General features: G+C 60.3%; 23 protein-coding genes. 3 read left to right on the plus strand and 20 right to left on the minus strand.

What is annotated here, in order from left to right; all coding sequences use genetic code 11:
- Positions 1–37: 37 nt before the first annotated feature.
- From LI336_RS16975 to LI336_RS16985, 3 genes are read right to left on the minus strand one after another with little or no spacing between them, the layout of a single operon-like run.
- Positions 38–1,318, minus strand: a complete 1,281-nt coding sequence (locus LI336_RS16975) for a nucleotide sugar dehydrogenase (RefSeq protein ID WP_227134354.1) — start codon at positions 1,316–1,318, stop codon at positions 38–40.
- Positions 1,315–2,403 (minus strand): non-hydrolyzing UDP-N-acetylglucosamine 2-epimerase, encoded by a 1,089-nt coding sequence (wecB, locus tag LI336_RS16980; protein WP_227134355.1) that lies wholly within the window; start codon positions 2,401–2,403, stop codon positions 1,315–1,317. The genes LI336_RS16975 and wecB overlap by 4 nt, the downstream gene beginning before the upstream one ends.
- A 59-nt stretch (positions 2,404–2,462) precedes the next feature.
- Positions 2,463–3,686: a glycosyltransferase family 4 protein gene (locus LI336_RS16985; RefSeq protein ID WP_227134356.1), complete on the minus strand. Its 1,224-nt coding sequence runs from the start codon at positions 3,684–3,686 to the stop codon at positions 2,463–2,465.
- Positions 3,687–3,906: 220 nt separating this feature from the next.
- On the opposite strand from LI336_RS16985, the gene LI336_RS16990 reads away from it, so the two are divergent.
- Both LI336_RS16990 and LI336_RS16995 read left to right on the plus strand, forming a co-directional pair.
- The gene (locus LI336_RS16990; protein ID WP_227134357.1) at positions 3,907–5,457 is read left to right on the plus strand and encodes a DUF4330 family protein; all 1,551 of its coding nucleotides are present in this window, start codon (positions 3,907–3,909) and stop codon (positions 5,455–5,457) included.
- A 78-nt stretch (positions 5,458–5,535) separates the two neighbouring features.
- Positions 5,536–5,937, plus strand: a complete 402-nt coding sequence (locus LI336_RS16995) for a hypothetical protein (protein ID WP_227134358.1) — start codon at positions 5,536–5,538, stop codon at positions 5,935–5,937.
- 12 nt (positions 5,938–5,949) lie between these two features.
- Here the strand turns inward: LI336_RS16995 and LI336_RS17000 are convergent, their stop codons facing one another.
- The 16 genes from LI336_RS17000 to LI336_RS17075 form a co-directional block, all read right to left on the minus strand.
- The gene (locus tag LI336_RS17000; protein ID WP_227134359.1) at positions 5,950–7,107 is read right to left on the minus strand and encodes a phage NrS-1 polymerase family protein; all 1,158 of its coding nucleotides are present in this window, start codon (positions 7,105–7,107) and stop codon (positions 5,950–5,952) included.
- 42 nt (positions 7,108–7,149) lie between these two features.
- Positions 7,150–9,216, minus strand: a complete 2,067-nt coding sequence (locus tag LI336_RS17005; RefSeq protein WP_438267295.1) for a VirB4 family type IV secretion system protein — start codon at positions 9,214–9,216, stop codon at positions 7,150–7,152.
- Entirely contained in the window at positions 9,213–10,220 is a 1,008-nt protein-coding gene (locus LI336_RS17010; RefSeq protein ID WP_227134360.1) for a TraC-like domain-containing protein, read from the minus strand. The genes LI336_RS17005 and LI336_RS17010 overlap by 4 nt, the downstream gene beginning before the upstream one ends.
- Positions 10,217–11,452 (minus strand): TrbL/VirB6 family protein, encoded by a 1,236-nt coding sequence (locus tag LI336_RS17015; RefSeq protein WP_227134361.1) that lies wholly within the window; start codon positions 11,450–11,452, stop codon positions 10,217–10,219. Before LI336_RS17015 ends, LI336_RS17010 begins: the two co-directional genes overlap by 4 nt.
- 871 nt (positions 11,453–12,323) lie before the next feature.
- Positions 12,324–14,024 (minus strand): DUF8186 domain-containing protein, encoded by a 1,701-nt coding sequence (locus tag LI336_RS17020; RefSeq protein WP_227134362.1) that lies wholly within the window; start codon positions 14,022–14,024, stop codon positions 12,324–12,326.
- Between the two features lie 5 nt (positions 14,025–14,029).
- Complete coding sequence (locus LI336_RS17025; RefSeq protein ID WP_227134363.1) at positions 14,030–14,422, minus strand: hypothetical protein; 393 nt, start codon at positions 14,420–14,422, stop codon at positions 14,030–14,032.
- A 668-nt stretch (positions 14,423–15,090) separates the two neighbouring features.
- Positions 15,091–15,456: a DUF7995 family protein gene (locus LI336_RS17030; protein ID WP_497007374.1), complete on the minus strand. Its 366-nt coding sequence runs from the start codon at positions 15,454–15,456 to the stop codon at positions 15,091–15,093.
- A gap of 65 nt (positions 15,457–15,521) precedes the next feature.
- The gene (locus LI336_RS17035; RefSeq protein WP_227134365.1) at positions 15,522–16,772 is read right to left on the minus strand and encodes an RNA-guided endonuclease InsQ/TnpB family protein; all 1,251 of its coding nucleotides are present in this window, start codon (positions 16,770–16,772) and stop codon (positions 15,522–15,524) included.
- 281 nt (positions 16,773–17,053) lie between these two features.
- Positions 17,054–17,542, minus strand: a complete 489-nt coding sequence (locus LI336_RS17040; protein ID WP_227134366.1) for a DUF8154 family protein — start codon at positions 17,540–17,542, stop codon at positions 17,054–17,056.
- Positions 17,535–18,224 (minus strand): HTH domain-containing protein, encoded by a 690-nt coding sequence (locus tag LI336_RS17045; RefSeq protein ID WP_227134367.1) that lies wholly within the window; start codon positions 18,222–18,224, stop codon positions 17,535–17,537. The genes LI336_RS17040 and LI336_RS17045 overlap by 8 nt, the downstream gene beginning before the upstream one ends.
- A 169-nt stretch (positions 18,225–18,393) precedes the next feature.
- Positions 18,394–18,753, minus strand: coding sequence for a MarR family transcriptional regulator (locus LI336_RS17050; RefSeq protein ID WP_227134368.1), 360 nt, complete (start codon positions 18,751–18,753; stop codon positions 18,394–18,396).
- 184 nt (positions 18,754–18,937) lie between these two features.
- Positions 18,938–19,411, minus strand: coding sequence for an SWIM zinc finger family protein (locus tag LI336_RS17055; RefSeq protein WP_227134369.1), 474 nt, complete (start codon positions 19,409–19,411; stop codon positions 18,938–18,940).
- An 18-nt stretch (positions 19,412–19,429) separates the two neighbouring features.
- Entirely contained in the window at positions 19,430–20,356 is a 927-nt protein-coding gene (locus LI336_RS17060) for a transcription initiation factor IIB (RefSeq protein WP_227134370.1), read from the minus strand.
- A 222-nt stretch (positions 20,357–20,578) separates the two neighbouring features.
- A complete protein-coding gene (locus LI336_RS17065; RefSeq protein WP_227134371.1) occupies positions 20,579–20,920 on the minus strand; it encodes a type II toxin-antitoxin system PemK/MazF family toxin in 342 nt (113 codons plus the stop codon).
- Positions 20,917–21,276, minus strand: a complete 360-nt coding sequence (locus LI336_RS17070) for a MarR family transcriptional regulator (protein ID WP_227134372.1) — start codon at positions 21,274–21,276, stop codon at positions 20,917–20,919. Before LI336_RS17070 ends, LI336_RS17065 begins: the two co-directional genes overlap by 4 nt.
- A 187-nt stretch (positions 21,277–21,463) precedes the next feature.
- Positions 21,464–22,447 (minus strand): M48 family metalloprotease, encoded by a 984-nt coding sequence (locus tag LI336_RS17075; RefSeq protein ID WP_438267296.1) that lies wholly within the window; start codon positions 22,445–22,447, stop codon positions 21,464–21,466.
- A gap of 173 nt (positions 22,448–22,620) precedes the next feature.
- On the opposite strand from LI336_RS17075, the gene LI336_RS17080 reads away from it, so the two are divergent.
- Positions 22,621–22,980, plus strand: a complete 360-nt coding sequence (locus LI336_RS17080) for a hypothetical protein (protein ID WP_227134373.1) — start codon at positions 22,621–22,623, stop codon at positions 22,978–22,980.
- A gap of 657 nt (positions 22,981–23,637) precedes the next feature.
- Here LI336_RS17080 and LI336_RS17085 read toward each other — a convergent pair.
- A complete protein-coding gene (locus tag LI336_RS17085) occupies positions 23,638–24,597 on the minus strand; it encodes an SOSS complex subunit B family protein (protein WP_227134374.1) in 960 nt (319 codons plus the stop codon).
- Between the last annotated feature and the right edge of the window lie 555 nt (positions 24,598–25,152).

Below are 25,152 nucleotides of genomic sequence, written 5' to 3' on the forward strand. Positions count from 1 at the left end.
GTCCATTCGTTGATACCAAGTCCACACTCATATCGCGTCATACTTGATAAACTTTGAACCCGGCCTTCTCCCACCGCTCCTCGTTAAGCATCGCTCGCGTATCGACAATCACACTACCGTCCATCCAATCCTCGAAATCTGCCGGATTCAGTGCGCCATACTCCGGGTGATCAGTCACGAGTACCGCAGCGTCGCTCCCGGCAAGGCTCTCCTTAAGCGACAGCACATCCCGGTCCAGCCGCGCTTCCTTCACGTAGGGATCTGTGAGCCGGATCCCACCTATTCTTGACTCTTCAAGCTGGTGTACTAGCGCGAGAGCCGGACTCTCGCGCGTATCAGCGACGCCGCCCTTATACGCGACTCCGAGAACAGTCACCGTTGATTCAGCAACCGCCCCAAGTGCTGCCTCTAGTAGCTTCACTACGAACCCGACCATCCCGTCGTTGACCGTCCGGGCGGTCTCAATCAACATGGGTACGTCGTTCCCCTGGCTCAAGAACAGAGGGTCAATCGGAATACAGTGCCCCCCAACGCCTGGCCCCGGACGCAGAATATCCACGCGTGGGTGCTCATTCGCGAGGCCGATTGCGTCCCGCGAATCTACCCCAAATTCGTTTGCCAACTTCGCAACCTCGTTCGCAAATGCGATGTTCACGTCTCTGGAGGCGTTTTGGATCAGCTTTACGAACTCCGCCGTCGTGGCGTCAGTTCTTCGGACGTCTCCCGAGACAAATGCGTCGTACAGCGCGACGATTCGATCCGGAGGCCGACCCTCGACGGTACCGACAAGTCTGTCATTCTCCCGAAGCTCGGAAAGCGTGTCTCCAGGCAGTACCGTTTCTGGACTGTATCCGAGCAACACGTCCTCCGAGACCGACAATCCTTCACGCTCGAGTACTTGTCGGAGTAACCCGTCGGTCGTCCCCGGCGGCACTGTCGAGGAGAGAATCACTGTGTCGCCCGTCCGCAGCAACCCGGCTATCGTCTCGCCAGCAGCCCTGACATATGAAAGGTCCGTCCGATCAAGGTCCTTGTCGTATGGCGTCGGCACACAGATAATGTGGAAATTCGCCACCGAAGGTTCCTTCACGATGGTCAATCCGTCGTCTAGCGCCCGGTCCACGAACCGTTGAAGATCCGGTTCCTCGAAGGAGAATTCACGATTCTGTAAATTTCGTCGGTGCTCAGAGTCAACGTCGAATCCAGCCACCTCGTAGCCGGAGTTCGCAAGAACAGCCGCCATTGGCAACCCGACGTATCCGAGTCCATGCACGCAAATCCGTGGTTCGTCGTTCGATATTCGTGGTTCTTCAGTCATTTCTGATCGTAACCAAGCTTGTCGAGGATTCGTTGCGCTGCCGTTCCGTCTCCGAAGGGGTTCTCCCACTCTGGTTCAATCTTGAGCATCTCCCGAACACCGGTGGCGACGTCGGACGGTTCGATGCCGACAATCTGGTTCGCCCCTACCTCAACCGTCTCGGGGCGCTCGGTGTTGTCACGGAGGGTTACGCAGGGCGTCTGCAAGATACACGTCTCTTCTTGAACTCCTCCTGAGTCAGTGAAGACGATTTCCGCCTCGTCCTCCAATACGAGGAAATCGAGGAAATCCTGAGGCTCCACGAGCTGGATTTCCTCAGGCACGTCGATTCCGAACTCAGATATTTGCTTCTCGGCCCGAGGGTGAATCGGGTAGACCACCGCCAGTCCCTGTTGCTTGGCGGTCTTCGACACGGCGTCAAGTAGGGAGAGGAATCGTTCGCAATCGTCGACGTTCTCGGCTCGGTGGGCCGTCAACAGCCCGAACCTCTCTTCCAGCCCAAGCTCGGAGAGCACGTCACTTCTTTCGTGGGCAATCTCGACGTTCTGAGTTACGGCGTCGACTATCGTGTTCCCAGTGACTGTAATCCACTCCTCGGGAAGGCCCTCGGCGATTAACTGATTCTCCGAGGTCTTTGTCGGGGGGAACAGGTAGTCCGCAGCGTGGTCGGCCAACCGGCGGTTCACCTCCTCGGGCATATTCCGGTCGAAGCTCCGGAGGCCTGCCTCGACGTGACCAACCTCGATTCCGTCCATCTTCGTCGCTGCAATTGTCCCTGCCAGTACTGAGTTGGTGTCACCTTGCACCAGCACGACTTCCGGCCGTTCCTCCTCCAGCACTGCCTCAATCTCGGCAATCATTTTCCCGGTCTGCTCTCCGTGTGTACTTGATCCGACACAGAGATTGTACTCCGGTGTCGGTAGCTCAAGTTGCTCGAAGAACACCGAATCGAGTTCATCGGAGTAGTGCTGTCCTGTGTGTATGAGGGAGAACGGTACGTCACGTCGTTGGCATTCACGAATAACCGGAGAGAGCTTGATTATCTCCGGTCTTGTACCAAGTACGAAATTGAGAGTAGAAGACATCGTCTTTAGCGTGTGTCGTTATCCTGAATCCATCGGTCGAACTTAAAAACTCGCATTCGTTACGAACTGCCGGACTTTCCGGATTCGGTGATCGTCGTCAAGTACTCCTCGGCAATTGTCTCCCAATTGAAGTGCTCGGCCACATATTCCCGTCCCGAAATCGCAAGGTCCTGTCGTTCCTGCGGATTATTCCTGAGCCGCTCTGCTGCTACCACCAGCTCATCGCTGTTTCCTGGTTCTATTACAATCCCCGCGTTTGCTTCCGTGAGAATTCGACCGGCCTCGCCCTGGCCCCCGAGGATTACCGGGAGTTCGGCTGCCATCGACTCTAGCAACTTCGACGGAATTACCGTCTCGAAGACATCGCGGGATTTCAGATGAACAAGCGCAATATCTGACATATCAAGGATGGATGGGACCTCCTCTTTTGGTCGACGTCCGGTGAATACTACATTCTCGAGGTCACCTGCCCGCTCCTCCAGTTCTTCCCGCTCGGCTCCGTCACCGACTAGAACGAACCGGATATCCTCCAGCTCCGGGGCGGCCTCAAGGGCGACCACCAGCCCATGTGCCCGCCCGATTGTGCCGACGTACGAGATCGTGAATTCGTCATCCATCTCGTCGACGACGGGCGAGTCACCTCCATCAACCTGGTAGAAGTCGAGATCGATTCCGTTGGGGTGAAAAGCAATCTTCGACCCGTCAACACCACACGACACAATCGACTCAATGAAGGCCTGGGACACAACAATCAGGTGATCTGCACGATGATATAGGAGTTCCACCGTTCGTTCCAAGAGCCAAATCACAATCTTGTTGTCGAAGTCGCTGACGGCTAGGATTGATTCGGGCCAGAGGTCCCGAACCTCGAATACGAATGTCGCTCGCTTGACTCGGGCGATAACCCAGGCGGAGACGCCTGTCAGTGGTTGGGGAGACGTTCCGACGACCACTGATGGCGAAGTGTAGCGAAGTCCTACGACCATTGAGACGAGCATGAACCAGACGAACTTCAGGCTCCGACGGAGCAGATTACCGCTGGGGGATGTAATTGTCTTGGTATAGAACACGTCGACATCCCCACGGTTCTCATAACGCAACCAAGCGTTGTCGTATCCTTCGTATATCTCGCCCTCCGGATAGTCCGGTGCCGAGGTCAGAACCGTTACGGAAACGTCTTCAGACCAACGCTTCGACAGTTCATCCCATCTCGTCTGGGAAGCCCCAGTCTCTGGTGGAAAATACTGTGTCACGACGAGAATCGAGTCTGAATTATTCGTCATTCTATCGTTTTCTTAAGATTGCAGGTCAATGTTGATGTTCCGATACTGTCTATCCTAACAGGCAAGCTAATATATCCTTTTAATCGAATCACACCCATTGAATCTCAAAATCCAATAATGCATCCTTGTACCATTCAGTTCGCAATCAATGATGAATTTGTTCGTTGGTTATCCGTGGTGCTAGTATAATTTCGGGGGATTCGGGGGGAGGAAAATGTGATTGAATCAATCGTTCTTGCAATCAAAATCCTTGCTGCGACCATATTGGGCCGCCTATTCAAAGTGGCGGACCAGGGATATAACCTTCCGGAACTGTTTTGTCGGTTTGCTCTCCACACTTGGACAATATGAGTCAGGTATTGGAGGGTTATGCGTGATCGACGACGAGGGTCGGCTCTTCGGCGTCGTCAACGTCGTCGATGTGCTCGTCGTGCTGCTCGTTCTTGCGGTAGTCGCGGGTGGGGCAAGCTTGGTACTGGGTACAGGAGATGGAGGAACCTCTGAAACGGAAGTTCGATACGCGACGGTCGACCTGGGACCGCAGCCGTCGTACGTGGCGAACCTCGTAGAGAGCGGCGATCTCGTGGAATACGGCGAGGCGAATAATTTGACCGTAACGGACGTGTATGTCACGGATGAGGGGAACCACGAGCGTGTGCTCGCACGAGTGAAGTTGGAAAGCCCCCCGAACGAAGAGGGTAAGTTCGCGTTCGACGGTGAGGCACCGCGGGTCGGTCGGGAGCTCACTATCGCGACGAACGAGTACCGTGCGTCCGGACGCATCACGGCAGTGAGCGAGACTGATTCGACGCTCAATCTGGTTGAGCGGACGGTTCTCCTCGAGGGGACTCTCTCGATGGAGGAGGCCGAGCGACTGTCCGCGAACGACTCGGTCGTGCGTGGGAACGAGACGATTGCGTCGGTCGAATCTTTCCAGCTATACGGGACGGAAAATCCGAACGAGCGTCGCGTGATCGTCGCGGTGGACCTGCTCGCGCATCAGGACGACGACCGGCCGCAGTTCGGGTCGACGCCGCTCCGACTGGGCGAGTCGGTGGAGTTGAACACGGGCGAGTACTCGCTTTCCGGGTCCATCCTCCGCGTGGGCGGTGGCGACCTCCCGATCACGGAGCGCGACGTCCTCCTCCGAACGGGGATGTCGGCGGACGATGCCGCTGCTCTCTCCGTGGGCGACGAGTATCAGGTGAACGGGCAGACTGTCGCGACAGTGCAGTCCGTCGATGCGTACGGGACGGGGAACCCGGAGCGCCGGCTCGTGTACGTGGGTGTGACGTACGTGACGTACGAGCCGCGAGCCCAACCGCAGTTCGCGGGCACGGTCGTCCGAGAGGGCGCGCATCTCCCGTTCCGGACGGACGAGTACGAGTTCGAGGGCCGCGTCGTTCGTGAGAATGCGCTCGAGCAGCGCGGCGAGGAGACGACGCGTACCGTGACCCTAGAGATCGAGAACGCACAGCCGGACCTGGCAGGCAGTCTCGAAGCCGGAATGGCCGAGCGAATCAACGGGGAAACCATCGCGAGCCTGTCGAACGTGACCGTGGAGCCAGCTGACGTCGTATTGACGAGCGACGACGGGAACGTCTACCTCCGCGAGCACCCCGTCGAGAAGGACGTCGAGATCACGGCCGAACTCCAGGTGCGAGAGTCCATCAACGGCGTGACGTACAAGGGCGAACCCATCCGGCCCGGCGACACCATCCTCATCGACCTCGGGACGGTCACCGTTCGAGCAACGGTCACCTCCCTGTGAGTTCGCATGACTGAACGTTCGGCCAACGGGAATAAGCGTGACCAGCGGTTCGCTGGGATTGTGGTGGAGAATTCGTGGGTGGGGAGAGCCGTATCGCGGGCCGCCTCGAAGGGGAGCGGGGTGGTCGAGAACGTCACGGACTACGTGCAAGAGTCGTATCTCTACCGGTGGTTGACCGCCGAACCGGAACCGGACGTCGTCGTCATCGACCTCCGGGAGACGTACACCGTCGGGCCGTTCATCCGACTGCTGGACGCGACGATTGAGTGGCTCCAGCCGTACTGGGAAGCGTCCACGCTGAAGCGAGGGACTGACGCCTGCATCAGGGGGCTGGAATGGGCGGCGGCGACGAAACCCGGGCGCGTCCTCGCGTCGATACTGGCACCGCCGGAGCCACCAGAACGCGCGGAAACACGGAACGACCGCGCAGGCAAAATCGAGGACACAGACGACGAACGCGAACAACCCGAAGACCAATAACCAGATTCCAGACTACTTTTTCAGTATCTGTTTCAACTGTGTCCAGAGAGAGACCTGACCGTTCGTCTCGCCTTCACTGACCGAACTATCTGGTACTTCGACGTTGGGATGCATCGGTGTCGATTCGACGCGGTCGAGGCGATCGAGTTCGTTCTGTAGGGTGGTGAGTTGTCGTTCGAGGCTACCCACGCGGTCGGTGAGAACCTCGACTCGCTCGGCGAGTACGACGTCGGCAGAGGACTGAGACCGTGCTCGAGACTCGACCTTCCCCGAGGGCTCGTCTCTGGATTCTTCGGGACAGCTTTCGTACGTTTCGTTCGTGACGTTGATGGCGCGCGCGACGGTCTTCTCGCCGTAGGTCGAGCCGTCGGCGTAGTGGACGTCGTCCCACTTGTCCCGGTAGAGTCGGGAGTTTCGGAAGAGGTCGTCGATCCGCGTGGCGTCGTTCCCGGTCCAGAAGGCGAGCAGGCAACATAGCGCCATGTCCGCTTCGGAGTGGCTTTCGTAGCCGAGTGTCGAGCCGTGCCAGAGGCGCTCGAACTTCTCGCCGTTCTTCGCGTCCATCGCTCTTTCGAGGAGTTCGTCGTCCGGGAGCAGGCTCGTGGTTGGTTCTCGCGGCGAGTCTAGTGCTTCGGCGGGTGACTCGGGGTCGCTGTAGACGTACTGGTCGTAGACGCGTGTGAAGGCGTCCTGTCGGGCTTCGATGCGGTCGGGCGTCTCGGCGAGGTGGTCGCCCGTCATCGTGAAGAATCGATTCGTGTCGTAGCATTCGACGTTGTCGCGACGGGACTTCGTGCTCGGGATGTCGCCTTCGATGAGGACGTGCACGCCCTCGCCGGAGGGACTGATTTCGGTGTAGGAGTCGAGTCGGTCGACGATGTCGCGTGCCCACGCGGTGAGTTCACCGTCAGTGCGACAGTCGTCGAGGTCGACGCCGAGGAACGGGTCGTCGTCGGTGAAGACGAATCCGAGGCCGTCCTCGATGTTTGCGACGCCGGCAGCGAGTTCGTAGTGCGTCCACGTGTCTGGGTCGGAGACGGACGCGAACGACCGCGTGTGTGGGTCGATCGGGACCTTCGTCAGCTTCCCGTTCCGTTCTTGGGCACGCCAACACACCCACTGGGGGTACTCGCGGAGTGCAGCCGGGATGGCGTCCGAATCGACCGTCATCGCGCCCTCCGAGACAGCGAGTCCCGAGTCGTCGCTTGACAGTTATACAAGCCGATCACCGCCGTCGGGGTGCGCGCTGATAGTACCGTCCTGTGTCGACCGGGAAATCCCCTTGGATGATTCGTGGGTGTCGGATGGTTGGTCGAGTACTCGTTGTTCGTAGGGGCTGGCGCGGACGCGCAGTGGGAACCAGCCCGCTTCGTCGATTCCGAGCAAGGCTTCGGAGAAGCCGTCCTCGTCGTTGCCGGCTTTGGCGCTGCGGACCCAGTTGATCTCGCGGTCGTTGAGGCCGAACCACTGGGCGAGTTTCTCGGCTTCTTCGTCGACGCGATGGATGAGCGTCATCGAGCAGAGGCTCGCGATGGTCTTCGCCTCCGGCGTAAGTGCGAACTCGCCACCGGTCTGCGTGACGAACTGCAGGGAGAGGTCGTAGTGCCTGCTGTGTCTGACCGCGGTCTCCAGGAACCCAAGCGACGTCGAGTCGTGCATGAGGTAGTGCGCCTCGTCGATGACGAACACGACGCGCTTGTCCGTGCCCTTCGCGCGCTCGTAGACGGCGTTGAACAAGACCTGCATCATCAGACTCGTCTCGGCGTTCCCCCGCACGCCCTCCTCCTGGTTGAGGTCGAGGTACACCACGGGGGCGTCGAGGTCGAACTCGCTCGGGCGGGCGAGATTCGCGAAGTCGCCGTCCGGCCGGAACGACGGCCGAAGGTCGGTGAGGAGCGATTCCGCATCCTGCCTGATGCGTTCCTGCTCGCCGTCCGTCGGGTAGCCGTACGTGCTCGGGTCTGCGAGCAGCGATTCCAGGACCTCGATGAGGTCGGTGATGGTCGGCGAGTCCTCGCCATGTGTTGCGGGGTCGCGCGTGATGCCCGCGTCTGCGTAGGTCTCCTGGACGGCTCTCCGGAGCGTCTGGGTTCGGTCGCCGAGTGGGTTCGCGGCGACGTGCGTGAAGAACGTCTCGAAGAACGTGAGCACCCACGCGATCTGTTCGCCCCACGGGTCCAGGTCGGGCGCGGACGCGAGCACGCTGGCCGGGGTCGCTCGGAGTTCGAGTGGGTTGAAGCCGCGCGTGCCGCCGACGGTGACGCGTTCACCGCCGAGTGCCTGGTTGACGCCCGCGAAGCCTTCGAGGGGGTCGAGCATCACGATGATCGTCTCCGAGTCGTACATCGCGCGCCGAAGGAGCTGGAGTTTCGTCGAGAACGACTTCCCGGCTCCGAGCTTCCCGATCACCATCATGCAGTACCCGGTTTCGCGCGCGAACCGGTCGAGGATGAGTGGGCTCTCGTTGAGCGCGTATGTCCCGTATTCGATGCCTGGTTCGGCGAATGCTCCGGAGACGAACGGGAACATAGCACCGACGGCCCCGCCGAGCATCGGCGTGGACGCATCCAGTGACTCGTCGAGCTTGTTGGTACCTATCGGGCTGGTGGCAACGAGGCTGTCGAGTTGCTGCCAGCGCGGCGTCACTGGCGTCAGGTTCGCGGGCGCACGGCGTGCTGCGTTCCGGACGCCGTCGACGTCCACGCGCTCCGCGGTCGGGTCGCGTTCGCGTGTGGTGAGGTACATGGAGACGTCGAACGCGCCCATCGAGGTGTTCCGGAGGACGTCGTAGAGGTCCTGGTAGTCCTCCAGGTCTTTCTGGATGCCACGAGCGCCGGCGCGGTGGCGTTCGGTGAGGTATTCGACGTCGGCTTCGAGGTCCTCGATCTTGTTCTCGAGTGCGTTCAGGGTGCGCTCGGTGTTCCGGGGGTCGACGTGGATCGAGACGTCCGTCTCCCGGGTCTCGCTCGTCGAGTACAGCGTCTCGAAGAGCCCATCCGTGGGCGAATCCGGATATTCAGCGACCCACTGCGTCCGCGCCAATGACTCACCGATTCGGACCGCATTCGGCTGTTCCTCGATACTCCCAGGAGCAACGAGCCCCTGGTGGATTTCGGGGATGGATTCCAGCTCGCGTTCACCCCGTGAATGGTCACGAATCGCGTGCGGTGTCGTCGATTCGTCGACAGAATCAGTCGTCCATTTGCCCTGCGGTTCGTCTCTCGACTGCGGTTCGTCCGTGTCCGTGCTGCGAAGTTGGTTGAGTAATCGTCGGATCATTTCGTGCGCCTGATGATGGGAGTTCGTCGGAGTCGCTGGGAGAGGTTGCTCTGTGGGAGGTCGTCGTCGTGCCAGAATTCGGCGACGAGCGTCACCAGTTCGCGGGCAGGAACCGGGGTTGCGCTGCAATCGTCGATATCACGGAGGCCCGCGGTGACTCGGCGAACGCGTTCGTCGAGTGCGTCGGCGAGCACAGCGCGCTGTGTCTCGACAGGAGGTGCGGCAATAGCTCGTACGAACAACCCGATGAGGGGTATCCGTGCGACTTGGGCGACGATGCTTTCGTGTTCGAACTGGACGTCCTCGGGTCGGATCGTGATGATGACGTAGTGGTCGCGGATCGTCATGCGTCGCTGTTCGAGCTCGGTCGCGTACCACTCGACGTACTCCTCGATGAGCGCACTCAGCCGTGGGTTCGATTGGACGTCGGGGTCGTCGAGGCGGGCTTCGTACGTGGCGAGGTACTCCTCGACGGGGAACGAGTGCGTGGTTGAATAGAACTGCACCGGGAACTCCACGGTGGAGTTCAGGAACTCCGCGAACGCGGTCGCGGTACGTTCCCATTCGTCGTCGGTGGCGAGCGCGAGCATCGGTGGGTCGACCTGCACGGCCCCAACGAATGCGCCGTCGGTGCGTTCGATGGCGTCAGCGTCCTCGTGGACGCGTTCGAGTTGCGTGTATTCCTTCGCGGCGTCGTGGGAGTGTTGCTTCGGGCGACGGCGGTACCCGAGCATCGTCGTGATCCAGTCGAGACTCGTCGTATACGACGGCGTGAGGTACACGAAGATACCTCCGAGACACATCGCGAGTACCGCGATCGGGAGTGCAATCGACTGCAGGCGATACCCGGCGACGCTCGCGGTCGGAGGTAAGGCGAGTTGTGTGAGGAGGACCAGGACGACGGCCGGGAACAGGCCGACCGCGAGGTCGGTGAGCGTGTAGGTCCCGAAGAGTTTCGCGTCGGTCCCGATCGACTTCGGCACACGCTTCGCTGGGCTCGTCATCGCTCAGAACCACCCTCCTCGTCCGTGTGTTGCTCGCTCTTCGGAGCAGGTGGAAGCGCGCTCGGCGTGCGCTGCTTCGGTCGGAGCGCCTCGAACGACCGGTCACGATCTCCGGACTCAGAAGAGCCATGAGGCCGGTTCTCTCGTCCTGGGTTGGCGTCCCAATTGGTCCGGTCCTCTGAGGCCGAGGTTCGTGGTCCCGCTCTGGACATCCTGGACCCGACGGCGCGGAAGTGTGAGGTACTGGCTGCGGAGTTCGACTGTTCGGTGGTGCCTGGCCCGCTCGTGTTCCGAACTGCACTGGAGACGCGCCTGCCGCCCTGCACTGTCGCCGAGCCGACAGCGCTCGCAGTCTCGAATCGACGTCGAGCACGCGCGGTCGAAACCTGTCGACCCATTCTCGTGGTCGTCTGGTACAGGCTCCCCGCCTGCCAGAACAGCACAACTGGCGCGAGAATCGCGAGCACCGGAATCACGAGCGCTGTAAGCCACGCAAGCAAGCCGGTTCCGGAGAACCCGAAGTTCGCACCGAGGAGTTCTCCGAGCCGAAACAGGAGTGCCGTTGGCACCGTCATGAGCAGGAACGGCACGTAGAATCGAGCCACGCGCTTTGCGAGTCCCGCAACCGCCGCGAACGGCCCAAGTCCCGGAATCCACATCGCGATGAGAATCGGCATCGCGAGCGCGAACGCATAGATTGCGAGCTCGCGCGCCAGATACACGACCGCGAGCGCAATCAGAACCACATTCGACACCGCGACAGACAAGGCGAACGCGAGCGCACTAGCAAGACCGACCGAAACCGTCTGAAAGAGCGAGATATTGGTGAGATCAGGGACGAGGAAACCGCTGAGTGCGTCGACGAATTGCAGGGATAGAGCCGCAATCCACCACCACGAGAGGATACCGAGAAGGCCCGAAAGGGCACGTCGCTTCAACCTCGAGGTCTGGTATCCACTGAAGAGGTTACTCGTCGACTCCAACAATATCACGAGACCGATCGAGAGCCCCCACAACGCGAGCGCCAGCGGAACGATCGATTCCCAGTAGTAGTCGTACAGGGTTGGCCACACGCCATTCGTCGGGCGACCGAAGACCGAATTTGGAGCTTTCGTGCCTATAATGAAATCCAGAATCGCGGGAGCGTTGTCCTGAATTTGTGTTTTGAGAGGATCAAAAAGTTCCTTCAGGAGTTTGGTGAGTGCCTCTATGATGACCTCTTTCAGTCCCATAGAGCCTCCTGGAGATTGTCGAGTTCCACATTAGAATCGCTGCAGAGGTCCCATACGTTACCCTCTTGCAGCGTTCCCGATAAACGGACAGTGAGCCTCCCAATCAAGTCTCTACCGATGGCTGTCCCAATCTTGACTGAGAAGGAGGTTGATTGGCCCGAACATGTCGAATACTCGTCAGTCGGTAGACGGAGTGGGGGCATCAGCCCAACAAATCGTTGTGTCTCGTTTGGGGGAATTAACTGGTCTGTGGGTCTCAATGGAGACTTCAATCTTGGCGTATTGATATCCTCCTCCAATTCGGTATTCGCTCTCCAAGAAGGCGAATCTTCATAAGCGATATCACGAATCCAAGTAGGTGCAGATCCAATATTTTCAATCATGAGGCTGATGTTTCCTCCCTTGACATGGTCATCGTATCGAATGGCTTCAGCAGAGAGTAGTCGCAGTGAGGGTCGTAGTTCGATTTTTCGACGGTAGACTTGGTCATCCCCCACCGCCACGACAGTGTGTTCACCCTGACTGTAGTGAGAGTCAGAAAACGCCCATGAATCATGCGAGAGTAGTCGAATCCGCAGTTTCCGTGCCCCACGGGCGACGGATCTGCGTGCGTAGGCGGTTCCGTCTGGGCCGATGAGGTTCACTTGTGAGACTGGTCTGTCTTCGTCGAGTTCGATGACGAGGTGGGTGCCTGTCGCGTAGGCTCTGGAGATCGGTGATTCGTCGTCGATGGTCGTGGTCCCAGAAGCGTCAGTGGTCGTCTCACTGGGGGTGTCTGAGTTTGCTGCAGTGAGGCAGCCGGCGACCAGTGGCGTCATGAGGCTGGCGCTGGCTGCGAGGAGTGCGCGTCGCGTGTGGTTTCTCTGGTTCTTCATAGTCGCCTCCAGGGTGGCCAGACGTTCCACTGGGTGATGCGGTCCAGAAGGAAGATTCCGAAGAGTGCGATGCCGAGGGGGATGCCGGCTCGGAAGACGACGTCGACGAAGCCGGCGATGGTGCCGGTGACGTAGATGGTGTCGTGGGCTTCGAGGTCGGTTGCGTCGTTCGCCCACCAGGTTCCTGGCTCGTAGGTGGCGCTGTAGACGCGCTGTCGTTCGAGCGTGATGGTACCGTTCCCGTCCTCGTCGGTCTGGACCTCGTGGCCCTCGACGTCGACGATGCCCGTCGTCCAGTCCGTACTCACCGGCGCTCCCGTCTCCGCATCGGCGAGGTGAACGTTGAGCGTGACTGTCTCGCGGGAGACGTTCTCGACTGCGAGCGTGACGGTCCGCGGTCTGAGAGGCTGGTGATCGAGTGATTCGAGTGGTTGGTCGATGGTCATCCCACGGACGAGGCCGTGAATCTGCACGGTCCCATCCGAGTCGCGACTGGGGGTTCGAATGACGATGCGGTCGGTGACGGTGTAATTCTCTGTGGGAACGTCGAGCGTGACGTTCGCTGGGAGCCTTGAGGCTGAGCGTTCTCGGCCGTTGCTGTCCAGCACGTCGACGCGGTCGTCGCCCTCGACGATTGGGCCTACGTCGGTCGACCCTGGGTAGGCGTGGACCTGGAGGGGTTGGGCTGGTGACGGGATGGTGGTCGTCTGGTCTACTTGGTTCTCGTCGAGGGTGTCCCAGTCGGTGTTGCGTGCCGAGTAGAACGCCCAGGACCCGTTCACGCTCGCGTTCCCGAGCTCGAATCCCTGCCAGGGCTGGAGCGCCCGAACCGCAACCCCGAGGTCGCCATTCGGATATTCGACCGTCCGCACGGAGGTGACGAACTCGTACGCGACGACCTCGACCGTATCCGTCACGAGCACGGTCTCGACGGAGGTCGTGGTATTTGGAATCCACACCTCGGTGCACGTCGAGTTGTTCGCGCCCTGGCTCAGGGGTGGGTCACAGAACTCGGCTCGTGTCTCGATTGTTCGTGCGACGGTGACGGTGACGTTCGTCTCGAGCGTGAGCTCGTGGGTGGTCCCCACGTATTCGTCGAGGTCGTCGTACTCGAGCGTCGGGGTGTGGGTGTCGGTGGTCGTGGATTCGAGCGTGCCGTCGACGAGGAGCCGGGTCTCCACTGGGGCGGTATCCAGAAGCCGCCAGGACGTCCGCGTGTCGTTCGTCTGCGTCGACGCGGGGAGTTGGACGCGATAGTCGAGCGTCGCTCGTACGGTCCCGTTCGGCGCGACGTAGAGGGGCGTCTCGTTCGGCGCGAGGTGAACCCGAGTCGACGGCGAGATTGCGAAGGTCTCCACGTACGCATCACGGACGTAGATTCCCTGTGTGAGCGAGACGCCCTCGGGGGCGGTGGACGTCTCCTCGTCGGTGTCTGGGAAGTCCGTGTGGTCGCCGGCGTTCCATTTGTCGACCGCGCGTGGGGGTGCGTCGAGGGGAATGTCGACGTACGCGGCGAGCTCCTCGATCGCGGTCGCGTTGGCGGGAATCTGGTCGTCGTCGACGTCGTTCGACCAGAGCGTGTGGAACGCGCTCTCGTTCACGCCGTGGTCCGTATCGGTCGGTGGCCCTGGAGTGGGGCTGTGGCTGCTCGCGGTGCCCACGAGGAGGACGAGCATCACGGCCGCGAGGGAGCGCATGGGCGTCAGAACGCGCAACTGGTGCCTCCGGCGACGACGTTGTTGAGGATGAACTGGATGATGACGGTGCCGAGCGGGGCGACGATGACGCCCCAGATGATGCCCTGGTTCCGGACTTCCTTGAGTTCCTTCTTGAGGTCGGCGCGACGGATCAGGGGCATCGAGACGGTGGCGCCGAGTGCGAGCAATCCACCGACGAGGGGGCCGCCGAATTGGATCACGGAGAACGCGTTCCGGATGGTGTCTGCCATCTGCGTGTCACAGAACGCCGCGCCAGAGCCCTGAGCGAGCACGGGCGTACTGAACAGACCGATCGCGAGGGTGCCGGCGAACACCCACTTGAGGGCGGGCGTTGAGCGAGCGAGCGTTGCCACTATCGAGTGTCGAATTGCGGTCATGCTGTTGGTCGAAACACGCGTTCCCTCCTCCTCGTCGACAGCTCGCAGACGACTCGCAGGGTTACGTGCTCTCATCTGGTCACTACCCCCTAGCTACCTTAACGGTATCTAGTTCCCTCAAGTATCTTATGCTCGCTAACAACTCTAGCTCAGACGGGGCGGGTGGCGCGTGTGGGAGCGGCCACTCTGGCCGTGATCGCGCGCGAGGGGCGTCCGAGCAACGCGAGGACGCCGGCTGGGGAGGAAACGGCTAGCGCAACAAAACAGGAAACAGCGACGCCCTAGACGTTCCTCCTTGCGCCACAGGACCGTGTTTTTCAGAGTATCGTTCGGAGATCCGCGCCTAGTCAGGCGGCGACTCCTCCGTTACTGCAAGTAACGAACAACCATAGGTATCTACTACGCAAAGTTAGATAGAATCCAATCAAGTCATAATAAATTGTATACTATATTATATATATGACTGGGTGGGGATGTGGTTCTTCCACTCGGACGTGAAGACCACGGCCACGAGGAGCAGCGTCAGGTATGCTCAGCGTCCAAGAGGCTCACGGGAACACGGTTCGAGTGGGCGACATCGTCGATGCCAACACCCGAAGGACTCCCGAGGTTCCATCCGTGGAGCAAGCCGAGTGCCGCAGGGCTTGCCACCGAAGCGGTCTACTGGCTCAATAATGGACGTCGGCAGGGACGACCCACGCCGACTCCAAGCGTTCGAGTACCCTGTCGAGGTGTTCGCGGGTACGGATGCCGTCACCGTGGGCGTCGTAGAGGAATATCGACGGGCCCCGGTACGCGCCGAGATTGTAGCAAGCGTGCCGAACCAGACCCGCGTCCCCCATCACCTCTCGCGTCGAATACTCCTCGAATCCCGCCCGGACGGTTTCGAGGTTCCGCTCGAACTCCGCGACCGTCGCACACCACGCGCGACCGACGAGCTCGGCACCACTCGGAGAGTCCACGGAGGCAGCCACCGGGAACTCACCCCATCGATCCTTCCCTGCGACCGACCCCCCGTCCATATCGAACGTCACGTAGTGACATCCTCCTCGCCGTGAACGGCGAGGCTTCCCGTCCCGCAGGTGGGATATTTGCCGGTCTACGACACGACTTGTTCTCTCGTGCGAAACATCCCGCTCTCGCGGTCGAACAGGTATGTCGATGGCTGTGCCACACAGCCGTTACTCCTATCCTCCCCATGAGGACTTGGAGTTATCTTCTGACGCATGTTCTCCGCCCCGTTACAATCCGCGTTCCCGACCAACTCGCACGACGAGCAGACGTACAGGCCACGTTCGACGCGGTTCGACTTCGTGGTATCACCACAGTTCGAGCATGTCTTCGAGGTGTCCCACTCGTTCTTTTTCAGTACCTCGACGCCACGCATCTCCCCTTTGTACGCGAGGTACTGCGTGATCCGGTCGAACGCCCACGAGTGCAACTTCTTGTTTCCCGTCGTGCCCCAGTCGGACTCACGCACGTCTTCGGGCCAGCTCACCGCGAGCGTGCCCACACCGCGTTCGACACACTCCGTGATGATGCTCTCCGTGAGAACGTGAAAGAAGTGGGTTTCGCGGTCTACGAGTTTCCGACGCGCCCACATCGACTTGCTTGAAGGCCCGTTCTCGCCCTCCGTGTCATACTCGGCTTGTGTGAAGTAGTGTTTGTCCTGTTTGAGCGAGTTCCCGGGGTACAGGACGTACTCGTCGGGGAACGCGACCGTGGCGAGGTTCGTGATACCGAGATCAATCCCGGCCACGTCGTCGCCCGCCGACTCGTTCGTTTCGAGGGTGACCTTGCAGACGAAGTGCAGTTCCCATTCGTCGCCGTTCCAGACGGCGCGAACGTTCTGCACGCTGTTGACTTCCGAAAGGTCAACGTCGGGGCGCGTCTGGTACTCGCAGAGCAGGAAGTCCGAGAAGTGTTCTTTGAGGTTCGAGCCTTTACTGAGTCGAACACGATTGTTCTTGGGGTCGTGTTTGAAGCCGTCTGCTTTGAACGTGACCGTACTCTTCGGTCGAGTATCGCCCTGTTTGCGGTAGCCGGGCGGATTCGCTTTCGAATCTTTTTGTCGCAGGTCGAACCATGACTGGAAAGCGTCGGAAAGTTCTTCGATGACTTTCTGACTGGATTGTGCGTTCAAGTCTTTCCAGCACGACTGGTTTTTCATATACGATTTCAGCACACCCTCGTCTGGGATTTCTCCGATTACGTCCCAGATGCGGTCGGCTGTCCATCGTGCGACGTTCCAGATTTTCGAGGCGGAATCACCGAGCGAATCGAGGCCATCACGTACCTGCCGGTGGTTCTGGATGGAACCGACGTAGGTACGAGTGACCTCGATTGCCATACATAGCCTATATCAGAGCAGTTACTTAAGGGTGGAGATTACCGCAGCGGTGAATATCCGGCCCTGTCATCGACAGGGGACTGAGGAGGAAGTGTCGGATTCACTCCCGGCGTAAACGCCGGGATTCTCTCCTCGTAGAAACATATACATAAATGCGCCGGTGATTCGGCCGAAATACCCGATGTATTTGCACACCCACCTAACAGCTGTTTCAGCGGGAAAGTTGTCGAGACAATAGGATTTCAACAGGGCCGAATCGGTAGAGACAGGTGACTCACCTTTCACTCGCAGATACATTCGTGACCTTGGCTTGACTGGCCGATGATGTAGGCGTGGAGTTCCTGTGCGAGTGCGTGCATTTTCTCAGCACGCTCGGCAGCAGCCAGTCCATCCTGATAGTACGTCTTCGCTCGATGGTTCCGCCAGAGGCCCGCAAGCTCGTTTGCGGTCGTCTCTGAGAAGAGACCGATATGAGCTGCTTCCCTGTAGACACCAGGATGGGTGCCTGGAAGGTCGTCTGGGTCTGTCGTACCTTGTTCGAGCAGTCGAAATTCGACAGTGCGTTCGATGGCAACGAACGAGGCTTCGATGACGAGCGTGTAGAATTCCGGATCGCGGAGTGTGTCTGCGCCAGCGAGCAGCCGGCATGCTTTCCGGAGTTGCAAGAGCGCTGGACTGCTGACATCCAGCCCAGGCTCGATGTGTGTTGGCCGACGGTCAAACGCGACCTGAACGTCGTCGATGAGTTGCTCGATGCGCGTGCTACTCATCGCTGAACACCGCTTTTCGAAGGTCGGTCAGCTCCTCGCCCCCGTATATCGTGATGCCTTCTTGGAAGATCTCCTGCAGTTTAGACCCTGCCCGCGTTGCGCTCTCAGTGGTCTCGACGTAGGGCTCGAATTCGAACCGATCGTCATCGAATCGCTCGCCTTCGAGAGTGGCCACGACTTCAGTGATGGTTCGTCTGGCGGTCGTCCGATCGCCACGAACGACCACGAATAGGTCGATGTCGCTACGCCGGTCAGCCTCACCGCGAGCGACGCTCCCGAAGACGAGAATTCCCACGAGCTCTTCGACCTCGTCAGTCGATTCAAGGGCGTCGACCGCTCGGTAGATGAATTCCCGAATCGGCGCGCGGAACTCCGGTTGCTCGATGGCTAATAGGGGGTCGTCTTTTTCAAGCCGTTCTGGATGGATGGAGACGTAGTTTCGCTGTGGGGTCTCACGGACTCGGACAGCGCTAATGCTCTCGAGTAATTCGACGGCCCGCCACACGGTCGATCTGCTCACACCAGTTTCGTCGACGAGTTCTGGAATCGTGAACTCAGTCTCGTGAGCGTCGGCGAGTAATCGAAGTATCTCGTCAGCTGATTCAATCCTGAAGATGGTGCCATCGCTCGGCGAGGGCACATCCACGCAGATATTTATACCTCGTTTCATCTCATCGGACACTATCTGATACTGTGCAACAGCATATAAACGATGTGCTTGGGTGCAAGAAGTCATATTACTCGTGAGTCCCGACTGAAGAATTGCAGTCAGAGTTTTGGTGCGGATTCCAGCAAAGGCCAGATTTGAACGATGCGGGAGCGACGACGATGCTTCCTTGTCTGTACGCCATTCAGGCGTTCTCACCGAGGTCGGGGGCACTCTCGGTCCAGTCGTCGCTCTCGCCATAGGCGTCGTCGCCGTATTCGGCTTCGATACGCTGGAGACTCACGACGTTGGCAAGCCGCGAGCCTGTGACATCGTCAGCGACCGCCCAGTAGGAGTCGGCTTTCCGAACGAGGCCATCGTTCTTGAGTCGAGCGAGGGTCTTGTGAACGCTGGTGTGCTTGACGTCAGTGAGCTCTGCAAGTTCACGCGGGGAAAATCCCATGTCCGGGTGGTCTAACAGAACTCCAAGTAGTTCGTAGGCGTTCGACCCAGGTTTGACTGGGGGCGAAACGGATGCGTCGTCTGAATCTAGCCTAATCGGCATGATGTCCGTCTTTGTCAGAGTTCGTCTGCAGACGTCAAAAAGAGTTTCTCCGTTCTCGGACGCGAACCACCGGTTAACCAGCGCACCCCCTGAACTACCTCTCGCCTGATCTCTTCACGACAGCACAAATGACGAGAGTGGGGGAGGGCGGACATCTCACGGAGTACGGCTACCGCGGAGGAGTTCAGGACTCTCGGTGGGGGAGCTCGTGCTCCGTTTCGAACGTCCGTTTGTCGTCTCGATAGCACGCCCAGCATGGCACTCCCTCGGGGAGGCCTTCGCAGTCGCATTCCGAATCGTCGTCTCGGTCGACGTCGTGCGGATCGCTCGATGCGACTCCACCGTCGGTCGCGACGGACTGTTCGATTGCGGGATCGAGGATCGACCGTCGGATCGCGACGGCGACGCGGTGCTTGCACGCACCATCGAAGTGGGCGTCAGCCGGACAGGTACAGGATGCTGGGAACCCGTCCTCGACGCGGACGAGGTACTCGTGCTCGCTCGGGTCGGCGTGGCTCGCGTTCGTGACGCGAACGCCCCCGGGAGCGAGCGCGAACTCGAACGCTTCGTACTCCGCTCGTTTCCGGACACGGTTCGTGAACGTCAGTCTCGCCAGTGGATGCGTGGTGTTCTCAGTGAAGATAGTTACTCGCCTCACCCCCCAGGTGAGAATAAATCAGGGAGCGTCAGACTCGGTCAGGGTATCGCGATGCTTCCTGAGCGTCTTCGCCGACGTGTTCGCCACACTCGCAACCTCACCCTGCGTCACGACTCGGGACCCTTCGAGCACTTTGTACAGACACGCCGCTGCGAACCCAGATGGTTGCACGCCGTTCGTCAGGCCCGCCCCTTCGGCCGCCTCGGCAAGACGGAGCGCACGGTGTTGCACATCGTCCGAGACACCGAGTTCAGAACCAAGCCGAGGAACGAACTCGCTCGGTACAACCGGCCTCGCAGGTAACCCGAGTTCGGCGTTCAATACCCGATACGCCCCCTCGACCTTCGCGCGGCCGACTGGCGCGGGCTCGGCAACCTCCTCGACCGTCCGCGGCAGGCCGTTACAGCGAGCGACGGCGTACACGCAGCCCGCGGCCACCGCTTCGATAGACCGACCCGGCAGGAGGCCCTCGCCTTGGGCAGTTCGAAAGAGCGCACACGCCTGGTCGCGAATCGACTCGGCGAGTTCGAGCACGCCCGTGATCCGACGAATCTCGTTGAACGCGTGCATGCGATTCCGGTCGGCCTTCGACTCACACTGGCTCCGCGTGTGCTCGCGACGCAGTCGCCCGAGCTGTCGACGTTTCCGACCCGACAGCGAGTTCCCATTCGAATCTCGCCACCGGCCGATGGTGGTCGAGAGGCCACGGTCGTGCCTCGCTTCGGTCACCGGCGCGCCCGTCCGCTTGCGCTCGGCCCTGTCGCACGCTCGCCACTCCGGCCCACGGTCGAGACGAGGCTCCTCACGAACGAGCCCACAGTCCTCGCAGACGGACTCCCCACCGCTTGGCGCGAATCGACCATCGCATTCAGGACACAGGTTACTGCTCGAATCGAGCGGGACGCTCTCGTCGAACGCGCCCGCATAGACATCGCTAGTTCTCATCTGATACTAGTTCTCCGAGACGCTCGTCGACCCGACGAACCCCTCACCCCAAGGGGGTCAATAAATGTAGAGTGCACTTGCGGATCGTTCAGCGAGTATAGGTGGAGATCCCGTTCACAAACCTTGTCAACAGATGTGAACGCAGCGTTGTCACCACGTTGTTGCACGTCGTAATATCCCAACTGCGGTCGGGATTCCTTCGCCTTCAGGCGGAGGAGGATATCAATCCCCGGTTGGAGGTTTGAGATAGGTTCCGAGAGCGTCGACAACGGTCTGGACGAACGACTCTTCGAGACGACCCTGCCGCCGGACAATTGCGGCGTGTTTCGGTGATGCTACCACCCACGGTGAGGCGTAGCTCTGTCTGGGCATCCCGCCCTCGACCCATACGGCGTCCTCGAGAGGAATCCCATCGTCGTGAGGCGTCGTCGTTAGTGTGACCGTCATATACTCCTCGTCGTCGAACGGATGGCTGTCGTTGTTGAGAATCAGCCACGGTCGTGGGTTTTCACCGGACTTGAACGGGTCTGGGCCCCAAACGACATCGCCGCGCTGGAAGCTCATTCGTCATCCTCGTCATCAACAGCGTGCGCCAGCCATTCGTTCATGTCCTCCTCACCGAAGCGGTCATTCGCAGTGCGCGTGCTCTCGAACATACTCCCGTAGGCCGCCACATCGTCAGCCTCGCCGAGCGCCCAGTAGTTGCCTTTGTGCCGGACAAGCCCGCGATCTTCGAGGCGTGAGAGGACGACACTGATGCTCCCGGCTTTCACCTTGGTCCCATTCCGAATCTCGCTCTGCGTAAACGCCTGATCGGGATGCGCAGCGAGGAATCGCATCACGCGGTCAGCGTTCGTCTCCCCATTGTGCTGGAGTCGATCTTCAGGCGAGGATTCGAACGTCTCGATGTCGATAGGCATATGTATTTCTTTGTCAGCAAATGTATTAGGTGTATTGGTGTATTTTCAAATCACGATTTTTCAATCGTGATTAGCAAGATGTGTCACGGATAGAGAAGAGAGGACTTCCGAAACCGAAATCAAAGGCTGGGACGCTCACTACCTCGTCCGGTTTCGGAAAACGAGAAAGAGTAGAGATGCTCGTCGGTCAATCGGAGACGGCGACAGCGTCGATGATGGTTCGGGCGGTTGTCGTGATGCGTTCGAACCGCTCGCAGATGACGTCGGCTGGGTCGCCTTCCCACGCGGCGACGTAGAAGGCACTCCGTGAGGCGTCGAGTCCGAAGTACCGCGAGACGACGTACGCGGTGCTTTCGGCTTCGACCTCGCGCTTCGCGCGCTCGAGGGGGTCTTCGACGTCGAAGTGAAGGAGTGCGTGGGCGTACTCGTGTGCGAGCACGCTCGCGACCTGTGCCTGGTTCTCGACGTCCTTCACGTCGACAAGAAGCGAGCAGTCGTACGCGCTTCTGTCAGTACACACGCCTGCGGCGTCGCCATGCGTCCATTCTTTGGGAGGAACAAGTGTCGCACGAACGCCGAGTTCAGGCGCGGCATCGAGGAATGCACGAACCAGGCCGTCTTCCATTCCATCACCGTGCGTGGTCGTTTCGAGTTCGGGGAGGGGTTCGCCCTCGGTCTGGGAGACGTCGAATACGGGAACGGGCTTGAATCCGACGAGACCTCGCTCCCACGTTCCGGGTGGCGTCTCCGCGTACTCGCAGTCACTCCCCGCGTGGGAGGACTTCGAGTTCCCACACTCGGGGCACTGCTTGGCGATGATGGGTGCCCAGATCCAGATGGCGGATTCGCCCTGCTGGACCTGCCTATCGAACTCGTTCACCCACGTATTGTAGCCCGCAACCCTCGTCGCCCCCGGGCACTGCTGCTTGATGAGGAGCGCGTTCCGGTAGGAGTAGTCGTGGAAGCGCGACTGGACGTCGAGCCACGCCTGGAGTTCCGCACTCGCCCGGGCCTCGTTCGAGCGCTCGGCGAACTGCTCGACCCACGCTTCGAGCGAATCCTGCATCTCCTCGCGCCGCGTCGCCGACTCCTCGAAACACGTTCGCGCAAGCGCTCGGTCGTTCTCAATGCTATCCTCGGACGTCTCAATGTGGTCGTCTTCTATCGACATCAGTTAGTTCCGAAGCGGACTCGGTGTCCTCCTCGCCCATCAGGGAGGAGAAAAACGGGCTACGTCGAGCGCGCCAAATCAATAGACTGTCTTCGACCGGGAACCGCGTACAGCGGAGATCCAAGGGATTTGCTGGGCTCATGATTATGCCCCAAGCCATCGAAAAGCTGCGTATGGTCGATACCAAGGATGGTCGCGAGGACCAGGCGGCGAACGAGGAGCGACGTCAGCGAGAGCGAGAGATACGGGAAGCGCGCTCGCGGGCTGACGAGCCCGAACCACCTGCTATCGACTGGGACGAGGACGCTGATTCGCCGCCCGTGTGTCACCTCCGTGGCTGCGACGAGGAAGCGACGTTCGTCGTCCTCGAACGATACCAGGAAGAGACCGGGAAAGGCCCGGTCGAGGCACTCGCATTCATGTGTCAAGACCATGCCGACGAAGAGAGCCCGACGAATCTTGACCACGCCTACGACGACTACGTGTTCCGAGTCGACCCACTCCCCGGAATATTTAACGCGGAGAGCACCTGAAAAGTCGGGTCTGAATACTGCGCATTCTCGTGGGGGTTGTCGCGGTCGTAGCTGTCGACATCGTGGCCGTCGTCGACGCGTCCGTAGCGTGACAGCAAACGAACGCATGAGGGGCGTTCCAGGCAGCGGTGTGGGCTAGTGAGGCCACTGGGAGGCCGAAGTCAGTATCGAGAGAATCATTATGCAACGAAGGACCTTCTACGATCGCGAGGACGAGCTTGGGGCACCCACAGCTGCCACTGAGAGGCCGGGTTAGAGTTCTTCGTCGTGTATGGCCGTCGACGGTGTCGGGAAGACGGCACTCCTCAAAGTGCTTTGTCGAAACCGACTGAACGTCTATCATCGAGAGGAGTTTCATCGAGGCGACCCGGAGCTGAACTCCTTGCGGGTTCCTATAGTTCGGAGAAGAGGGTTGTGGCTGCGCGCGCAGCGGGCGTCTCGTGAGCGCTGCGAACGAGCGCCGGTGAGACGAACGTGTTCGTCTCAGCGAGCGAGCACGGAGCGGTGGGTGGGGAGGTGGGGTTGGGGCAGCCAGGCGCGGTGCGCTCAATCCGTCATACTCGAAGAACGCTCGGCCCGGCCTTGGATAGTGCGTTCGAGCCGGCAAAAAAGAGAGAACGCGCGTGGCCGGTCTCCGACCAGCCAGCGTTTCATCAATCAGTTCCGGGGACTTGGTCCGTCGCCGCCTTCGAGGATGGTCACGTTCGAGCGTGACGTTGCCGCGAGTGATGGTCGACCGCCGTACCAGCCCACTTCGACGTTCAACAACCGCACTCGGTCGCCTTCGCTGAGGATATTCCCCACATTCGAGCGTTTCCAGACCGTCAGTTTCGCCGTCCCCGTGTCGTCCTCGATGACGCCGACCTGTTGTTGGTTGCTCGCCGATGGTTCGTAGAGGGTTCGAATCCGGGCTTCCACGTTCGCCTGGATCGAATACCGTGGGTGACCCATCCATTCGTCGATGCTCGCGATGGGCTGTACCGCATCCACGCTCTTCGCCACCTCCGCCTTCGTCTCGAGGACTGCCGCCGTCACGCCCATCCCCTGGCACGCCACCTTCTCCGCGAGTCGCCTCGCTAATGCCGCCCGTGACGGCCCCCGGAACCGCTCAGCCAACTTCATCCCGTATCGGTTCACGTCACCGAGCGTCTTCGCGTCCAGTTGTTCACGAGGGTCCATACCAGGGTCACCACCGGCTCCCAGGACGCCGCGCGCTCGGAAGTCACGCACGCGTTCACCCGACTCCCGACGATTCTGTACGGTCGCCGACCCCGCACGGTCGACACCTGCCTCCGCCGCCGCCAGTGCTCGCTCACGCTGCTCCGCCAACTCCGCCTCCTCGCCCAACTGCTGTTCCTCTTCGGCGAGCGTCCGCCCGTACGGATGCCCGAGATTCGCCTCCCGCGTCCAATCGTAATCGATCCGACCCTGGCGCTCCAACTCCACCGTCGGCCGCAGCTCCTCCCCACGCTCCGTGCACGCCGACCCCGCCAACAACTCATCAGCACCCTCGATCGCATCCCGCACCGTGAACCGCCCCGACCGCTCCACATCGCTCGCTCGTTCATCCGACTCAACACCCGAATCTCTATCACTGACTACGTTCTTACTAGACATTGCAGTATCTCTGAAGGCGCTCACTCGGCGTCTTCTTCCGACACCACGACTCTCCAGCCGTGGCTGTCCACGTCGACCAACTCACTCCTCTCGCGCTCTCGCTTGCGCCTTCGCGAGCGCCCCGGGCGCGAGCGAGAGCGCGCCCACAGGAGGCTACACGACCAGCAGCGCGCGCCGAAGTCGCCCGGTGTGAGCGTCCAGCACGCAAGCCGGTTTCGCGTCCGTCGACCGAACACAGTGAGGGAGACGCGACCGAGAGCGCGCTTGGTGCTGGCGTCGAAGCCAGATGCCCGGAACGGCGAGCATCGCGTGGTCGACCGAAGGGAGGCCACGAGCGCGAGCGGGAGCGAAGCGACATGCGAGCGTGCTCGTCGCATGCCCGGAATGGTCGGTCGCGAGCGAAACGGAGGGCGGACGCGGCGAGCGCTGCGCGCCGTCTGGCGACGAAGGACGACTCGGAATCCAACGAATCGAATGGACAGTTAGTTCTTCGAGAAGGCGCAAATTCGGCGTTAGGATGACCCGTCGTACCTAATCAGAGAGATGAAGACACCG

The organism is Halorubellus salinus (assembly GCF_020567525.1).
Lineage (GTDB): Archaea > Halobacteriota > Halobacteria > Halobacteriales > Natrialbaceae > Halorubellus > Halorubellus salinus.

Bases quoted from the DNA above. Each gene is read 5' to 3' on its own strand.
- LI336_RS17010 (WP_227134360.1), bottom strand. From the start codon at position 10,220: ATGACGAGCCCAGCGAAGCGTGTGCCGAAGTCGATCGGGACCGACGCG.
- LI336_RS16975 (WP_227134354.1), bottom strand. From the start codon at position 1,318: ATGACTGAAGAACCACGAATATCGAACGACGAACCACGGATTTGCGTG.
- LI336_RS17060 (WP_227134370.1), bottom strand. From the start codon at position 20,356: ATGAGAACTAGCGATGTCTATGCGGGCGCGTTCGACGAGAGCGTCCCG.
- LI336_RS17040 (WP_227134366.1), bottom strand. From the start codon at position 17,542: ATGAGTAGCACGCGCATCGAGCAACTCATCGACGACGTTCAGGTCGCG.
- LI336_RS17015 (WP_227134361.1), bottom strand. From the start codon at position 11,452: ATGGGACTGAAAGAGGTCATCATAGAGGCACTCACCAAACTCCTGAAG.
- wecB (WP_227134355.1), bottom strand. From the start codon at position 2,403: ATGTCTTCTACTCTCAATTTCGTACTTGGTACAAGACCGGAGATAATC.
- LI336_RS17085 (WP_227134374.1), bottom strand. From the start codon at position 24,597: ATGTCTAGTAAGAACGTAGTCAGTGATAGAGATTCGGGTGTTGAGTCG.
- LI336_RS17000 (WP_227134359.1), bottom strand. From the start codon at position 7,107: ATGACGGTCGATTCGGACGCCATCCCGGCTGCACTCCGCGAGTACCCC.
- LI336_RS17075 (WP_438267296.1), bottom strand. From the start codon at position 22,447: ATGTCGATAGAAGACGACCACATTGAGACGTCCGAGGATAGCATTGAG.
- LI336_RS17035 (WP_227134365.1), bottom strand. From the start codon at position 16,772: ATGGCAATCGAGGTCACTCGTACCTACGTCGGTTCCATCCAGAACCAC.
- LI336_RS17065 (WP_227134371.1), bottom strand. From the start codon at position 20,920: ATGAGCTTCCAGCGCGGCGATGTCGTTTGGGGCCCAGACCCGTTCAAG.
- LI336_RS16985 (WP_227134356.1), bottom strand. From the start codon at position 3,686: ATGACGAATAATTCAGACTCGATTCTCGTCGTGACACAGTATTTTCCA.
- LI336_RS17020 (WP_227134362.1), bottom strand. From the start codon at position 14,024: ATGCGCTCCCTCGCGGCCGTGATGCTCGTCCTCCTCGTGGGCACCGCG.
- LI336_RS17070 (WP_227134372.1), bottom strand. From the start codon at position 21,276: ATGCCTATCGACATCGAGACGTTCGAATCCTCGCCTGAAGATCGACTC.
- LI336_RS17005 (WP_438267295.1), bottom strand. From the start codon at position 9,216: ATGATCCGACGATTACTCAACCAACTTCGCAGCACGGACACGGACGAA.
- LI336_RS17080 (WP_227134373.1), top strand. From the start codon at position 22,621: ATGGTCGATACCAAGGATGGTCGCGAGGACCAGGCGGCGAACGAGGAG.
- LI336_RS17050 (WP_227134368.1), bottom strand. From the start codon at position 18,753: ATGCCGATTAGGCTAGATTCAGACGACGCATCCGTTTCGCCCCCAGTC.
- LI336_RS17025 (WP_227134363.1), bottom strand. From the start codon at position 14,422: ATGACCGCAATTCGACACTCGATAGTGGCAACGCTCGCTCGCTCAACG.